Consider the following 15,208-nt stretch of genomic DNA (forward strand, 5'->3'; position numbering starts at 1 on the left):
GGACGAGCGTTTTTTCTTTTAATGAAAGGAAAATAAATGGAATTCATTTTGAAACATTTTCTAAAAAATAAGCGTAGAAGAGAAAGAAAGCCAGTACTTCAGAAAGGAGTGGAGCGATGAAACAGGAGTTGCAGCGTGAACGAGAACCGTCGATTGAGGCAAGATTAGCACGTCATTTTGCCGCACAGAAAAAATACTTACGCCGTCAAGAAGAGGCAATCGATCAACGAGACAAAGAATTGGCTCGTTTATTGTTTGAGGAAAACCGGACTGCTTATCAAAGGGCTTACCACGAACTGTATGGCTCACATCCTTACATCGAGGTGAACGAAGATGGACGTTAGTACACTTTATTTATATGCGTTAGCGGCCGCTGCTTGTGGTGTGTTTGTGTCCATCCTATTCTCAGACGTCATTCCAGGCGTCGACCAAATCTTTCATCCCACGTTGATCTTATCTTTTGTCATCATCACGTCAGCGATCGGATTCGGACTCGAACAGCTCAGTCCGCTTCGTTCGATGTTGATTTTAATCATCAGCAGTGTGATTGCGTTATTAGTGACGACGCTGATGCATATCTTTTTATTCGTTCCGATGGCACAAGCCGAACAGTCGCTTGGATTTTCGGAACAGATGCTAGAAGGTCGCAGCGCAACCGTCATCGTGCCGATTCCGACTGAAGGATATGGTGAAATTTTACTTGATGACGTCTCAGGACGCGTATCAAAGTCAGCCGTTCTGTTTGAAGGACCTGCCTTACCACAAGGCACGAAGGTGCTCATCATCGAAATCAAACAAGGCGTCGCGTCTGTCGTGACGTATCCCCATCAATGGAAAAAGGAGATGTTTTTATGAATCCAGTATTAATCGTATCGATCGTCGCGGTCGCGTTGATCGTTGCATTGATCGTCTTATTCATTACGAAGTACCGAACGGTCGGTCCAGAAGAAGCGTTGATCGTATCCGGTAGTTATCTCGGAGGACGCAACGTCAATACCGATGAGTCCGGCAACCGAGTAAAAATTATTCGAGGTGGCGGGACATTCGTGTTACCTGTCTTCCAACAGGCGACACCACTAAGTTTGTTATCGAGTAAACTCGAAGTCACGACACCTGAAGTCTATACGGAGCAAGGTGTACCGGTCATGGCTGACGGTACAGCGATCATCAAGATTGGTAGCTCGATTTCTGAGATTGCGACGGCAGCGGAGCAGTTCCTCGGAAAATCAAAGGAGGAGCGAGAAGGCGAAGCGCGTGAAGTTCTTGAAGGACACTTGCGTTCGATTCTCGGTTCGATGACCGTCGAAGAAATTTATAAGAACCGTGATAAGTTCTCACAAGAAGTCCAGCGTGTCGCGTCTCAAGACCTAGCGAAGATGGGACTCGTCATCGTTTCGTTTACGATCAAAGACGTCCGTGACAAGAACGGATACTTAGAATCCCTCGGGAAACCGCGGATTGCACAGGTTCGCCGGGATGCGGATATCGCAACGGCAGACGCGGAAAAAGAGACACGCATCAAGCGGGCGGAAGCTTCAAAAGATGCGAAAAAAGCAGAACTTGAACGTGCGACCGAGATCGCTGAAGCGGAAAAAGAAAATCAGTTGAAGATGGCAGACTACCGCCGCGAACAAGATATTGCGAAGGCGAAAGCCGACCAAGCGTATGATCTTGAGAATGCACGCGCGCAACAAGAAGTCACGGAGCAACAGATGCAAATCAAAATCATCGAGCGTCAAAAACAAATCGAGCTCGAAGAACGCGAAATCCTCCGTCGTGAGAAACAATATGATGCGGAAGTCAAAAAACGCGCCGATGCCGATCGTTACTCGATTGAGCAAGCTGCCCAAGCGGACCGTGCGAAGCAATATGCGGAAGCAGATGCAACGAAATACCGGATCGAGGCATCGGCAAAAGCAGATGCAGAACGAATTCGTCTGGATGGTCTTGCGAAAGCGGACGCGGAGCGGGCGCAAGGGGAAACAGAAGCGGAGATCATTCGTTTGAAAGGTCTTGCGGAAGCAGAAGCAAAAGAAAAAATCGCGCAGGCGTTCGAACAATTCGGACAAGCAGCGATCCTCGACATGGTCATTCGGATGATGCCAGAGTACGCGAAAGAGATTGCAGCACCACTCGGCAACATCGATAAAATTACAGTCGTTGATACAGGTAGTGGTGAAGGTGGCGGTGCGAACCGTGTCACCGGTTACGCAACGGATTTGATGGCGTCACTGCAAGAAACGTTAAAAGCGTCGTCAGGATTAGATGTCAAAGAGTTGATTGAGAACTTCTCCGGTAAAGGAACAGCAAAACCGTTGACGGTCAACTTGAATTCCCATGATGCGGTGGCAGCGTCGAAAAGAGAAGACTGATGGCAATCCGCGTCTTATTGATTGTGTTCGCACTCCTGCTTTTTCATGTCGCTTGGCCGCTTCCATGGTATGCACTAGCGGTACTAGGCGGCGTCATTGGAATCATCAAAGGGTACACATCGGATGACGGAATCGCGAATATATTTAACATGAAGAAGGTATCTTACTCATTTTACGATCGACAAACACGTCAGGAAGCCGTTCTCGCTTTGATGTGCAGTTTGTTGACGGTCGACTTCCCGTACTGGTTCGCTGGGGTGACGACAGGAATCACGTGGCGTGATGTCGGATATGTTGGTTTCGAAGTAGTATCGACACTTCTGTTCGCTTATGTCTTATTCCGTTTCTTATGTCTGGATCTATTCCGACCATTCTTGGAGTCTGAAAGAAGGGAGCAAAGAAATGGATAGTTTATTTTTACTGCAAGAACGTTGGATGCTGTTGCTTCCGTTCCTCGTCGTCCTCTTGATCAACGTCGGGTTATTGACTGCCCTTCTGAAGAAGCGACGTGATTTACCGAAGCTGTTAGTCTTCGGAATGGGTGGGATGGCGATCGTGTTCATCGTCTCTTCGCTTGGATTAAGCATGGCACTGCTGTTCTTTGGATACAATTCATAAAAAAACGGGGCAGGCTCTAAACAGAGTCTGTCCCATTTTGTCGTACTATAAGATAAAAATGAGTGCCGTTAACGTGGAAGGTCATACCCAATGACGACGAGTCCCGGTCCTGTATGTGAACCGATCGCTGCGCCGGCGATCGTCAAGATGACTTCGCTTGGTGAAAACTGTGCTTCAATCAATTGTTTTAATTGTTCTGCGCGTTCGATCGAATCCCCATGACCAATCATGATTCGATGTCCGTCAATTGCGGGACGTGCTTCTTCCATCCACTCGACGATCCGGTTCATGACTTTTTTCTGACCACGGATCTTCTCTTTTGGAATCAACTTCCCGTCTTCGACTGTCAATAGTGGCAAGATCGATAAGAGGCCACCAATGAAGGCGCTAGCTCGCGAAACGCGTCCACCGCGCATCAAATATTCGAGTGATTCGACTGTAAACAGATGACGAATCGTATTTACCTTGGCTTCAGCATAAGCCACTGTTTCTTCAAACGAATGCGTTTGTGCGTATTCTGCGACGTCGAGAACGAACAATCCTTGTCCTGTCGAAGCGGTTTTCGTATCGAGTACGAGATAAGGAACGTTCGGATACTTTTCGGCGAGTTCCTCTGCTAGCATCTTCGCGGTTTGATATGTTCCCGATAATTCGCTCGAGAAGGCGAGGTAGAGGAAGGGATCCCCTTGTTCGAAGTGACGCGTGAACACCTCGACCATCCGGCTGACTTCTGCTTGGAATGTCTTTGGTGCTGCACCGTCACGCATCTTATCATACAGTTGTTTTGGAGATATCGATTCTCCATCGAAGAACGTGTCTTCGTCGATCAATACGCCGAATGGCATGACCGTAAAATCATAAGCATCTAACATGGCTTTTGGTGCATCAGCACCACTATCTGTGATCAATCGGATCATCACGTTCTCTCCTTTCTTAACCTAGGGCTTTTTCGTTTCGATCAAGCATCCGACTCAAGTTGACGCCGAAACGCTCATTCTCGAGTTCCGTCAAAGTTGCGGGCGTCAAATCAGCGCCGAGCGCAAGTAACGCTTCATATGCACGACGTAAGCACTCCTCGACTGTCAATGCAGTACCAAGCAGTTCCTCGAGTGACGCCATCGTTTCCGGCACGACGGTCGGATAAACGAATTTCGTCGTTTCACCTTGAAGCGCTGCCGCGTAAAAGTCACGGACTAAAGCGGCGCGTTGACTTCCACTTCCGTTGACACAAAGATAGATTTGAACGGCAACTCCGCCACGGACACGACGCTGGGAGATACCAGCGAATTTTTTACCCGCAATCGATAAGTCATAAGAACCGGGACAATACGATCCGACGACTTCACCAGCGACGATCGCGTCCGTTTCTTGTGCGAACATACGGCGGACGAGCGCAAGCATCGCTTCGTAACCACTGTCGATATCGATGCCGCCGCGTTCCGGTAGGACAAGTGAAATATTCAAGACACCGGCGTCGAGGACGACGGCAAGACCACCTGAGTTACGGACGACGGGCGAGAAACCATGTTCATGCAGAACGGCTACACCGTCAGTAAGATGAGGAAGACGGGCATCCTGGATGCCGAGGACGACGGTTTCGTGGTGAATCCAAGAGCGAAGTGCGGCTCCTTCTGTTGCAACAGAGGCACATAATGTGTCGTCCATCGCAAACGATTGTGTCGCATGGAAAGCAGTTCCGAGTGACGTTTGATCAAAAATACGATAATGTTCTTGTTTTAAGAGTTCGATTCCCATAGGCTCGTTCCTTTATTGTAGATTTGCGACATCATTATAGCACAGGGTGTGTAAAGTTTCTGTGCGAAGCGCCGCGGGAGACAGGAATCCTTGGAAACAAAACCGAACAACAACGACATAGACACGATTTAAAGGAGAGAAACATATGTATCAATCATTAGGACAATTAAAGGAAACGAAGGTCTTCAAGGATCCGGTTCATCGCTATATCTATGTCAGTGATCAGTTGATTTGGCAACTGATCGGTACACGTGAATTTCAGCGACTACGCCGAATCAAACAACTCGGAACATCCTTTTTGACGTTTCATGGAGCAGAGCACACACGGTTCCATCATTCGCTCGGTGTCTATGAAATCACGCGTCAACTGATCGATGTCTTCAATGGTCGCGCCGATTGGGACGATCAGTACCGGGAGTTGACGCTGGCTGCGGCACTCTTACACGATGTCGGACACGGTCCGTTTTCGCACGCATTCGAGAACGTCTTCGGTGTTAATCACGAAACGTGGACGGAGCGGATCATTCTCGGGGATACGGAAATCAAGAAAGTCCTCGACCAAGTCGGAGACGGATTTGCGGAAGAAGTAGCATCGATCATCAACAAGACGCACCCGAATCAACTGCTCGTTACGATGATCAGCTCACAACTCGACGTCGACCGGATGGATTATTTATTGCGCGATGCGCACTTTGCCGGTGTCAGCTACGGAAAATTCGATCTCGAGCGGATGCTTCGAGTATTGCGTCCAGCCCATAATCAGATGGTCGTCAAACAATCCGGAATGCATTCGATCGAAGACTACATCATGCGGCGGTATCAGATGTATTGGCAAGTCTACCTGCATCCGGTGACACGATCGAGTGATTACCTATTAAAAGCCATTCTCGAACGGGCGCAGGAGTTGTACCTGTCCGCATATCCGTTTGCGATTGCACCAATCCATTTGATGCCGCTATTTGATCAGAAGATGGAGTTGCGTGATTTCCTTGGGCTGGATGAGACAATCGTCTACTTCTATTTTCAGCAGTGGGCGAATGAACAGGATCCAATCCTTGCAGATCTATCGGGGCGATTCGTTGACCGGAAGTTGTTCAAGTATGTCGATTATCCGGCTGAAAAACGTGAACTCGTCCACGATAAACTGTGTGAGTTGTTTGAAGCAATCGGCTTGAATCCGACCTATTATCTGCTTGAAGATAAACTCAGTCGTCTTCCTTACGATTTATATGGAGACAACGGTGAAATCAGTAAGCAACCGATCATGTTACAGATGAAGGATGGACAGATGAAAGAAATTTCGCAAGTTTCACCGCTCGTTCAAGCCATTGCGACGTCACGCCAGACGGATGAGAAGCTGTTCTTCCCGCAAGAAATTTTGCATGACTTGCGCGAACATGCGAATGAGAAGATGCAAATCGACCAGTTATTGATTGGCAGCGTGACATCATGATATCGTCCGCTGTCCTTACGAAAATCTTGCAACAGCTTGGACAGGAGGGAGGAGAGGTCGAAGTCTTAAAAGGCGCGACATCCTCCCTTGTTTTTCGAGTCGATGAGGGAATTCTTCGCGTCCATACGAATCAAGACTGGCTACATGAGGAGCCGGATCTTGTCTTGCATGAAGTGTTTGCGTTACAAGCAGCAGGTGACTTAGCACCAGATGTGTTGGACTATCAAACCGATGTTAGAGACGAAGTCCCGCCGTGGTTATATATGACCCGCTCGCCGGGAGAGATCCGGCTTGATCAGGTGGATGAGCAATATGTCGATCGACTGGCACAAATGCTTGCTGCGATCCATGCGCTACCGGTACCAGAATCTCGGTATGTCTATCAGCCGTATGCGACAGAGCGTCACGTTCCGACGTGGACGCAGCATCCGGAGAGATGGCGTCAGCTACTGGCGGTCGAACCGGACGAAAGTCAAACGATCCGGTTCATTCATCGGGATTTTCACCCGGTCAATGTGTTATACGAAATGAATGGAACGTGTCATACGATTGATTGGATTAATGCGTGTGTAGGACCTATTGAAGTCGACCTTGCGCATTGTCGTTTGAATCTTGCCTTGCTCGAATCCGTCGAGATGGCGGATCATTTTTTAAAAAGTTACCTTAAACAGACGAAACGTTCTTACGATCACGCTTGGGATATTCGGGCTATTTTTGATTTTGGATCGGAAACGATCGACGTCTATCCGGGGTGGAAAGCATATGGAAGGCAAAACCTTAGTCAGGACAATGTTCGGGAACGCTTGGAAAAGTTTGTCTTGAAAGTCTATGAAAATAACGAAAGCGGTTACTAAATGAACTTTTCCTCTTGTAGTTCTTCGAAATATTGATTATTCTATTACTTGGAAAGAGATTAAACGTCAGACATCGTACGAATGTACAACTGATAAACAACTAATAGATAGAGGGGTACTTCATGAAATATCTTATCGCACTACTCGGACTAGCTATCGTTTTCGGCTTGGCACTCCTTGTCAGCAGTAACCGTAAAGGCATCAAATTGAAACCGCTTGCGGTCATGCTAGTTCTTCAGCTCGTACTTGGGTTCATTTTACTCAATACATCGTTCGGATATATCGTCATTCGTGGCGTCGCGAAAGTCTTTGAAAAACTGCTTAGTTATGCGGCAATCGGAATTGATTTCGTCTTCGGTGGTTTAGCGAACGAAGGCGCACAACCATTCTTCATCAATGTTTTGCTCCCGATCGTCTTCATCTCTGCTTTGATCGGGATTCTACAATTCACGAAGATTTTACCACTCTTAATGCGCGGTATCGGTTTCGTCCTATCAAAAGTCAACGGTATGGGACGTCTTGAGTCTTACAACGCGGTTGCTTCAGCTGCGATCGGACAATCAGAAGTATTCATCACAGTCAAAAAACAAATCGGTCAATTACCAGCAAACCGCCTCTACACATTGTGTGCGTCAGCGATGTCGACGGTTTCGATGTCGATCGTCGGTGCATACATGACGATGGTCGAACCGAAATATGTCGTTACAGCAATCGTCTTGAACTTGTTCGGTGGTTTCATGATCGTCTCGATCATCAACCCATACACGGTTGATCCGGAAGAAGATATTCTTGAAATCGTCGAAGAAAAACAAACGTTCTTCGAGATGCTCGGCGAATACATCATGGATGGATTCAAAGTCGCAATCATCGTCGGTGCGATGTTGATTGGTTACAACGCCTTGATCGGAATGGTCAACGATATCTTCTTGATGGTTCTAAACATCTCGTTCCAAGAAATCCTCGGATACATCTTTGCACCGTTCGCTTTCATCATGGGTATTCCATGGGCGGAAGCTGTCAGTGCCGGTAGTGTCATGGCAACGAAATTGATCACGAACGAATTCGTTGCGATGTTGAGCCTTCCAGAGTACTCAAAAGAATTCTCGGAACGCACACTCGGAATCGTGTCTGTCTTCTTGATCTCGTTTGCGAACTTCTCGTCGATCGGAATCATCGCTGGTGCGGTTAAAGGATTGAACGACCGCCAAGGAAGCGTTGCGGCTAGTTTTGGTCTGAAGTTACTCTACGGCGCAACACTCGTTAGTGTCTTGACGGCAATCGTCGTCAGCGTCTTGCTATAATCGTTACACATATGAAAGAGCAATGGATCAGCAGATCCATTGCTCTTTTTGTTTTTCATTCAGTTGATCCATGCGAAGCAATCCCGACACGGACGCGATGATGGGTTCCGTCACGATAAACTTCAAAGGCGAACTGGGCGACGTTTTCCCGGGGAATCGGACCTGTCGGTGCCGTGAAGCGAGTCGTCTCGATTAACAGGTCGTCAGCAGCAAGTGCTTTGTCTTCCGTCAATTGTGTTGGGCAGATGACGGTGAAGTCGACGTCTGCATCCTTTAAGGTCAAATAAGCTTTCAAGTGATCCTCTGCTGCAATCGTCGAGCGTCGACGGGACTCACTCGATTGGAAACGATACTTTCCTGGTTCTTCTGATGCATCGAGAATGCCTGCTGTACCGATGAAGACGATCCGTTCGATACCTACTTCCTTCATCTTCGTGACGAGATGTGGAATCGCTGTCGAGAGTACCTGCTGTTGATCGGTACCGAGACAACTGAAGACAGCAGTACTTCCTGCGAGTGCTTGTTCGAGATCATCTGGATTTGTCGCATCTCCCGTCAGGATATGAAGGCGATCATGGACGGGTAAGCCCGGTGACGTGGAACGGACGAGTGCACGAACGTCGTAGCCGTATTCTAATAACCGATCAATCAAAGGTCGACCCGTTCGACCGGTCGCACCAAGTACAGTAACAGTAGTCATAAGTTTTCCTCCTTAGAGATCAAGTAGATGGGAAAAAGAGACGTACGGTAACGACCGGACGTCTCTTGTTGTTTATTTATCCGCGAACATGACGCCAGCTTGACCGTAATCTGTTTTTTCCATCTCTTCGATGAAGACCGTGATGTTTTCTTTAGGAGCATTCGTCGTTTCCGACACCGCTTCCGTGACTTTTTCAATCAAAGCGCGTTTTTGTTCGACTGTACGACCCGATAACATTTTAACCGTAACATATGGCATGACTTCATTTCCCCCTCTAACATGATGACGATACGCCATCAGTATAGCGCATTCGATAGGGGATTCGTCAATTCGAACATCGTTTTCGAAAAAGAAGGGTATAAGGTAGGAGCTATTATTGTCGGAAGCGAAGGTAGTCATACACATACGGCAGAAAAGGAGAGACATATGGACGCAATCATACGGAAGAAGATTCATACGTTACTGATTTTTGATCGGGCGTTACCGGAAGATACGAATTATCCGTTGTCTGGTGCAAAAGGACTCGAAGTCTCAGATATCGTTTTTGAACAGAACATTCCATTCGGACGACTCGTAACGGATAAAGAACTCGCTCAACTGCTGAATCAAAAAGAAGCAAAGCGATACGGGATGTTGACGTTGCTTGAAGACGATGTACGTTTCAAACCGTTGTTTCAAAATCGAAAACCGACAGCTGACATGGAAGAAGAGGTCGAGGCGAAGGTACGAGAACTCGCGCATCAGTTACGTGCGATTCGGTCGCGGTGTTCTTCGCTGGAACGTCTCTTCTTGTTCGGTCGTGCGGCGCAAACCCTGTTTGACCGCGCTTTGCTTCATCTTGAAGAGGTCAATCCTCCGGCACATGAGGAAATTGCGTCCATGACGTGTTATCGTCTCCCGACGATTCGCCGAGCATCAGAGGAACAATTACAGTTACTTCGTTATGAGTGACTGGTTGCAGACACCTCGGAATACGGTATGATAGAAGCAACAGGATTAAAAGGGGACAAAACACGATGGAAAAAAAGATTAACTTCAATATCATTTCAGATAACTCAACAGACGGTCATGGTGGATTTGGTGTCGGGACACTTAGCTTAAATAGTATGTCACCCGTCATCATTTCTCCGGAAGACGGCGAAGCTTACATCGATATGGGCGCGATGCACGCGAAAGCAGCAATCGAGAAACGCGTCAAGTTCACGACGGACAAAGCAGATACGCCAAACGGTAAACTGTACTGGATCGTCTGGGTGACGGTCGGTCGTAAGCCAGAAGGATTCTATTACGGCGGTGTGGCTGCGTGCGATCTGCTAGTCGATGCGGAAGCGCGTCGCGGATTCAAGATTCTTGCTGATCACGTCAATAAGATGGATAAATCTCTTAAAGGACGGATTGTCGTCGATCATATGGATGAGCGTTCAAAAGAATTGTTACGTGATTTCTTGCAGACACACAAACCGGAGATGTGGGAAAATGCTGACGCTGCTTTACATGAAGCGTTGGTCTAAACAAAAGAACGTGTGCCGCGGCACACGTTCTTTTTTCATGGTCGTTTCAGCGTCAAGACGACGAGTTCTGGATGATTGAACAGACGAAACGGAAACAGGCTGTTTCCGAGACCACGACTGACGATCAGTTCGGTCTGCTGTTCCTGATAGCGACCTGCCGTCACGGTTGGAAAGAATCCTTGACCAGGCGCATACAGACCTTCCGTAAACGGCAGGCGGATCTGTCCGCCGTGGGCGTGACCGGATAAGACAAGATCAACGGAACGCTCGGCATACAAGGATTTATATTCCGGACGATGTGCAAGCAAAAGTCGAAACGCATCAGGTGATACGTCTTGCAATGCTTGATCGAGACTTTGACGAATGCCATCCGGTTCTGATAGCCCTTCGCGCCACCGTGTCGTCGTCGGGTCATCGATACCAATCAGCGAAATTGATTGACCTTGGTATTCGATGACACGTGATTGATTTCGGAGAACGGTGACACCCAGTTGCTCAAGCTTTGGCAAAATCGTTAGATTGAGCCGAACCTCATGATTCCCGGTGACGAAGTAGACCGGGTATCGATCAACGAGCGCTTTCATGAGTGTAAGGGCAGCTTCTTCACCGTTTCGCCTCGAGTCAATCAAATCGCCAGTCATGACGACGAGATCCGGCTTTTCGCGATCAATTTTCTTCAGTAGTCGTTCTTGTTCATTCCCGAACGCCTTGCCATGTAAATCTGCTACTTGGACGACACGATAACCATCAAATGCTTCCGGTAAGCGATTTGACGTAACCGTCACCTGTGAGACATCAATGATGTTATTTTCACGATATAAAAACCAGCTTCCTAATGCGAGGACGCTGAGGGATACTAACCAGCGTGTACGTTTTCGCATGAGCCACCTCATTTCTTTCTACTTCGCATAATTCAGGATAACAAAAAAGACCTCCTTCCGTATGCGACGGAAGGAGGAATTCAAAACGAGTTAGGCATCTTGTTTTAAGTCTGTGACTTCTTTTTGCGCATCGGGTTCTTCCGATAAATCTTTGAACAGAGCGATGACCATCATTCCGACGACGAAGATGAACGGGAAGGCGGCTAAAACAGCTGCTGCCTGTAGGGCACTCAATCCTCCGGCATAAAGTAAGACGGCGGCGATTGAAGACTGGATGATACCCCAAGCAAGCTTGATGCGTAAGCTTGGCATGAGACTACCACCAGACGATAGCATACCGAGAACATATGTCGCGGAGTCAGCCGAAGTAATGAAGAACGTCGTAATCAAGAAGACAGCGACGATGCTAAGGAACGTGCCTAAGCCACCGAATGTTTCAAACAGAGCAAACATACCGGTTTCGACTCCTTTATCGTTGACCGTCGAGATCAGATCGACATTTTGGAACAATTCGTTCCAAATCGCTGATCCACCGAAGACAGAGAACCAAAGGAGACCAAAGATCGTTGGGACGAGCATAATCCCGATGACGAACTCACGAATCGTCCGTCCTTTCGAGACACGGGCGATGAACGTACCGACGAATGGTGACCAGGAAATCCACCATGCCCAGTAGAAAATCGTCCAATCGTTGATCCAGCCGCGTTCGTCTGGATTAAAGGCAGATGCCCGGAAACTCATGACCGGTAAGTTTTGCAAATAAGCACCTGTTGTTTGGACAAAAAGATCCATGATGAAACTGAACGGTCCGAGGAACAGGACGCCGATCATCAATAGAACAGCGAGAACGATGTTGGCATTACTGAGACGAACGATTCCTTTATCGAGTCCTGATGCTGCACTTATCATGTAAAGGACTGACACAACGACAATGATGATCATTTGTGTCAGGAAGGAGTTAGGAATACTACTCGTTAGGAAGTTCAGTCCACCTGAGATTTGTTGTGCACCGAGACCGAGCGACGTCGCGACACCAAATGCCGTTGCGACGATAGCGAGTACTTCGACGGTACCTTTACCGGCAGAAGCATACCTAGGCTTCATCAATGAAGCGACAGTGTCACCAATCGTAGCAGGACGTCCTTTTCTGAATGTCGAGTAAGCGATCGCAAGCGCGACGATCGCGTATAGTGCCCAAGGATGTAATCCCCAGTGGAAGAATGAATAGCGCATCGCGAGGCGTGCTGCTTCCGTTGGATCATCTGTTGCGACTGGCGGTGTATGGAAGTGCGTCAATGGCTCTGAGACACCCCAGAAGACAAGACCGATTCCCATACCAGCACTGAAGAGCATAGCAAACCAAGAAATGAGACCATATTCAGGACGGTCCGAATCCTTACCGAGTCGGATGGAACCAAAGCGGGAAAAGATTAAAAAGATAGCAATGATTAAAAAAGCACTCATGCCGAGAAGATAAAGCCAGCCAAATCCGTTAGAGACAAAGGATTGTGCTTGAGCTGTGACATTTCCGAGACTAGCTGCACCGATTAGGGATTCCGGTAAGATTCCCCATATGGTAAAGAGCACACAGAAAATGACGGATACCATAAAGACTTTTGTGATCTTACTTTTTCGATTATTTTCCATCGTGTTCAACACCTTCTTTCGAATTTTACATAGTTGTTCTGTATCAAATGATGGCAACGACATTATCATTACCCCATCGTTCCGATAACAAAACCTAATCACGCAGGGTATTACCGTAACAAACATTTGTGTGGAAAAGCAAATCGACCGGGAAATGAGAATAAAGAAATCAATGTTTTTCAAGGAAGGTTAAGCAAAAAAGATTGCAATCAAGCGTTTTTAAAATAATGTGGAAATAAAGAAAAAGAAAACGTTAATACTATTATTTCCCGTTTCGTCTTAAAACTAACGTAAAGCTTGATATGAGCAAATCAGAGGCGGTCTAAAATCAGATTTGATATAACAAAAGCAGTCATCATTTTGAAGGAGGCATTTCTCATGGAAAAACAACAACAAAAACAAACAATTCTTGAAGCATTTCAATCTCGTCATGCGACAAAGGCATTTAATGGTCAAATGATCCCAGAAGACGATTTCCGGTTCATTTTAGAAACGGCGCGTCTGTCACCGAGCTCGTTCGGATATGAGCCATGGAACATGCTCGTTATTCAAAATCCAGAAATCCGAGAAGCCTTAAAAGAAATTTCTTGGGGCGCACAAGGACAATTACCGACAGCGAGTCACTTCGTCTTGTTCCTTGCCCGTACCGGAGAACAAATGCAGGCAGATGGTCCGCATGTCACGCAGATGATGGATTTCCTTGGTCTATCCGAAGAAGCGAAAGCCGGACGGACGAAGCGTTACGGTCTGTTTTTAGAGGAGGATTTTGCGATTGGTGATAACCCAAAAGCGATGGAAGACTGGGCAGCTAAACAAGCCTATATCGCACTTGGGAACATGATGTCGACGGCAGCACAAATCGGTGTCGATTCATGCCCAATCGAAGGATTCGACCAGCAAGCTGTCGAGCAATTACTCGTCGATCGTGGACTGCTCGATCGTTCTGTTTTCACGGTGCCGGTCATGGTCGCATTCGGTTACCGGGCAGAAGAACCAAAACGTGAGAAGCAACGTCGTCCGCTTGAGGAAATCGTGACGTTCGTCGAGTAAAGACGGAAGACAAAAATTTTCGAATTATATAGAAGTTTCTTTCGAAATTCGGTATACTCGCATTTGTATGATTAAGAAGCGCCGTAAACGCCACTCGCATACGAACAACTTTTGTCTTGATGAAAGAAAGGGGTTCTATCGCAAATGGAACAAAAATTAAAGTTATGGTTCACGGAACACCAAACGGAAGATTACGGTATCACATTCCGTGTCAACCACGTTTATGAGAGCGAACAAACGGAGTTTCAACGCCTAGAGATGGTTGAAACGGACGAGTTCGGTACGATGTTGTTACTTGACGGAATGGTCATGACGACAGATAAGGACGAGTTCGTTTACCACGAGATGGTCGCGCACGTCCCATTGTTCACACACCCGAATCCAAAATCGGTTCTGGTCGTTGGTGGAGGAGACGGCGGAGTCATCCGTGAAGTCTTGAAACACCCGTCCGTCGAAAAAGCTGTTTTGGTTGAAATCGACGGAAAAGTCATCGAGTATTCGAAAAAATACCTCCCGAACATTGCAGGTGGATTGGACGATGCACGCGTCGAAGTCATCGTTGGGGATGGATTCATGCATATCGCAGAAGCAGAAAACGAGTATGATGTCATCATGGTCGACTCGACAGAACCAGTTGGTCCAGCGGTCAACTTGTTCACGAAAGGCTTCTACTCTGGTATTTCAAAAGCATTGAAAGAAGACGGCATTTTCGTCGCACAATCGGATAACCCATGGTTCACACCAGACTTGATCCGTGATGTTCAACGCGACGTCAAAGAAATCTTCCCGATCACGAAGCTCTATATCGCAAACGTTCCGACATACCCAAGTGGTCTTTGGACGTTCACGATCGGATCAAAGAAACACGATCCGCTTGCTGTTGCACCAGAGCGTTTCCACGAGATCGACACGAAGTATTACACGCCTGAGCTTCACACGGCAGCTTTCGCGCTTCCGAAGTTCGTTAAAGATTTGACGAACGGCTGAGTTCAGTCACTATAGCACACATGAACAGAGCGGTTTCGATCTTCGAAATCGCTCTGTTGTCAGGTAAAGAGGCGTTTGC

18 protein-coding genes are annotated in these 15,208 nt (G+C 47.4%); 12 read left to right on the forward strand and 6 right to left on the reverse strand.

Features of this window, described 5'->3' with window-relative positions:
• Positions 1-116 precede the first annotated feature (116 nt).
• The 5 genes from KNQ03_RS11860 to KNQ03_RS11880 are packed head-to-tail and all read left to right on the forward strand — an operon-like array spanning position 117 to position 2,990.
• Positions 117-344: a hypothetical protein gene (locus KNQ03_RS11860; RefSeq protein WP_050677305.1), complete on the forward strand. Its 228-nt coding sequence runs from the start codon at positions 117-119 to the stop codon at positions 342-344.
• Positions 334-855 carry an NfeD family membrane protein gene (locus KNQ03_RS11865; protein WP_214724855.1) on the forward strand — a complete coding sequence of 174 codons (522 nt, stop codon included), beginning with the start codon at positions 334-336 and terminating at the stop codon, positions 853-855. The genes KNQ03_RS11860 and KNQ03_RS11865 overlap by 11 nt, the downstream gene beginning before the upstream one ends.
• Positions 852-2,372 (forward strand): flotillin lipid rafts scaffold protein FloT, encoded by a 1,521-nt coding sequence (locus KNQ03_RS11870; protein ID WP_214724857.1) that lies wholly within the window; start codon positions 852-854, stop codon positions 2,370-2,372. The genes KNQ03_RS11865 and KNQ03_RS11870 overlap by 4 nt, the downstream gene beginning before the upstream one ends.
• Positions 2,372-2,782, forward strand: a complete 411-nt coding sequence (locus KNQ03_RS11875) for a hypothetical protein (RefSeq protein WP_214724859.1) — start codon at positions 2,372-2,374, stop codon at positions 2,780-2,782. Before KNQ03_RS11870 ends, KNQ03_RS11875 begins: the two co-directional genes overlap by 1 nt.
• On the forward strand, positions 2,775-2,990 hold the full coding sequence (locus tag KNQ03_RS11880; RefSeq protein ID WP_149426666.1) for a hypothetical protein: 216 nt from the start codon (positions 2,775-2,777) through the stop codon (positions 2,988-2,990). The genes KNQ03_RS11875 and KNQ03_RS11880 overlap by 8 nt, the downstream gene beginning before the upstream one ends.
• Before the next feature lie 68 nt (positions 2,991-3,058).
• Here the strand turns inward: KNQ03_RS11880 and KNQ03_RS11885 are convergent, their stop codons facing one another.
• On the reverse strand, positions 3,059-3,907 hold the full coding sequence (locus tag KNQ03_RS11885) for a DegV family protein (protein WP_214724861.1): 849 nt from the start codon (positions 3,905-3,907) through the stop codon (positions 3,059-3,061).
• 16 nt (positions 3,908-3,923) lie between these two features.
• Complete coding sequence (lipL, locus tag KNQ03_RS11890; RefSeq protein ID WP_149426668.1) at positions 3,924-4,745, reverse strand: octanoyl-[GcvH]:protein N-octanoyltransferase; 822 nt, start codon at positions 4,743-4,745, stop codon at positions 3,924-3,926.
• A gap of 145 nt (positions 4,746-4,890) precedes the next feature.
• Between lipL and KNQ03_RS11895 the strand changes: the two genes are divergently transcribed.
• The 3 genes from KNQ03_RS11895 (at position 4,891) to KNQ03_RS11905 (ending at position 8,353) form a co-directional block, all read left to right on the forward strand.
• Positions 4,891-6,198: an HD domain-containing protein gene (locus KNQ03_RS11895; protein WP_075642766.1), complete on the forward strand. Its 1,308-nt coding sequence runs from the start codon at positions 4,891-4,893 to the stop codon at positions 6,196-6,198.
• Positions 6,195-7,052: a phosphotransferase family protein gene (locus KNQ03_RS11900; RefSeq protein WP_214724863.1), complete on the forward strand. Its 858-nt coding sequence runs from the start codon at positions 6,195-6,197 to the stop codon at positions 7,050-7,052. Before KNQ03_RS11895 ends, KNQ03_RS11900 begins: the two co-directional genes overlap by 4 nt.
• 122 nt (positions 7,053-7,174) lie before the next feature.
• The gene (locus KNQ03_RS11905) at positions 7,175-8,353 is read left to right on the forward strand and encodes a NupC/NupG family nucleoside CNT transporter (RefSeq protein WP_023466789.1); all 1,179 of its coding nucleotides are present in this window, start codon (positions 7,175-7,177) and stop codon (positions 8,351-8,353) included.
• Positions 8,354-8,408: 55 nt separating this feature from the next.
• Here the strand turns inward: KNQ03_RS11905 and KNQ03_RS11910 are convergent, their stop codons facing one another.
• Positions 8,409-9,053, reverse strand: a complete 645-nt coding sequence (locus tag KNQ03_RS11910) for an NAD(P)-dependent oxidoreductase (RefSeq protein ID WP_214724865.1) — start codon at positions 9,051-9,053, stop codon at positions 8,409-8,411.
• 72 nt (positions 9,054-9,125) lie between these two features.
• Positions 9,126-9,311, reverse strand: a complete 186-nt coding sequence (locus tag KNQ03_RS11915; RefSeq protein ID WP_023466792.1) for a 2-hydroxymuconate tautomerase — start codon at positions 9,309-9,311, stop codon at positions 9,126-9,128.
• 168 nt (positions 9,312-9,479) lie between these two features.
• On the opposite strand from KNQ03_RS11915, the gene KNQ03_RS11920 reads away from it, so the two are divergent.
• Together KNQ03_RS11920 and KNQ03_RS11925 are read left to right on the forward strand one after the other, a co-directional pair.
• Positions 9,480-10,004, forward strand: coding sequence for a hypothetical protein (locus KNQ03_RS11920; protein ID WP_058265479.1), 525 nt, complete (start codon positions 9,480-9,482; stop codon positions 10,002-10,004).
• Positions 10,005-10,069: 65 nt separating this feature from the next.
• Complete coding sequence (locus KNQ03_RS11925) at positions 10,070-10,564, forward strand: YwhD family protein (RefSeq protein WP_023466794.1); 495 nt, start codon at positions 10,070-10,072, stop codon at positions 10,562-10,564.
• A gap of 35 nt (positions 10,565-10,599) precedes the next feature.
• On the opposite strand, the gene KNQ03_RS11930 is transcribed toward KNQ03_RS11925, so the two are convergent.
• A complete protein-coding gene (locus KNQ03_RS11930; RefSeq protein ID WP_023466795.1) occupies positions 10,600-11,445 on the reverse strand; it encodes a metallophosphoesterase in 846 nt (281 codons plus the stop codon).
• 90 nt (positions 11,446-11,535) lie between these two features.
• Positions 11,536-13,092, reverse strand: a complete 1,557-nt coding sequence (locus KNQ03_RS11935) for a BCCT family transporter (protein WP_214724867.1) — start codon at positions 13,090-13,092, stop codon at positions 11,536-11,538.
• Between the two features lie 378 nt (positions 13,093-13,470).
• Here KNQ03_RS11935 and KNQ03_RS11940 point away from each other — a divergent pair, with 378 nt between their 5' ends.
• Together KNQ03_RS11940 and speE are read left to right on the forward strand one after the other, a co-directional pair.
• Positions 13,471-14,142, forward strand: coding sequence for an NAD(P)H-dependent oxidoreductase (locus tag KNQ03_RS11940; protein ID WP_214724869.1), 672 nt, complete (start codon positions 13,471-13,473; stop codon positions 14,140-14,142).
• Positions 14,143-14,286: 144 nt separating this feature from the next.
• Positions 14,287-15,129 (forward strand): polyamine aminopropyltransferase, encoded by an 843-nt coding sequence (speE, locus tag KNQ03_RS11945; protein WP_023466799.1) that lies wholly within the window; start codon positions 14,287-14,289, stop codon positions 15,127-15,129.
• Positions 15,130-15,208: the final 79 nt, after the last annotated feature.

This window comes from Exiguobacterium sp. s143 (genome assembly GCF_018618895.1).
Classification (GTDB): Bacteria; Bacillota; Bacilli; order Exiguobacteriales; family Exiguobacteriaceae; genus Exiguobacterium_A; species Exiguobacterium_A abrahamii.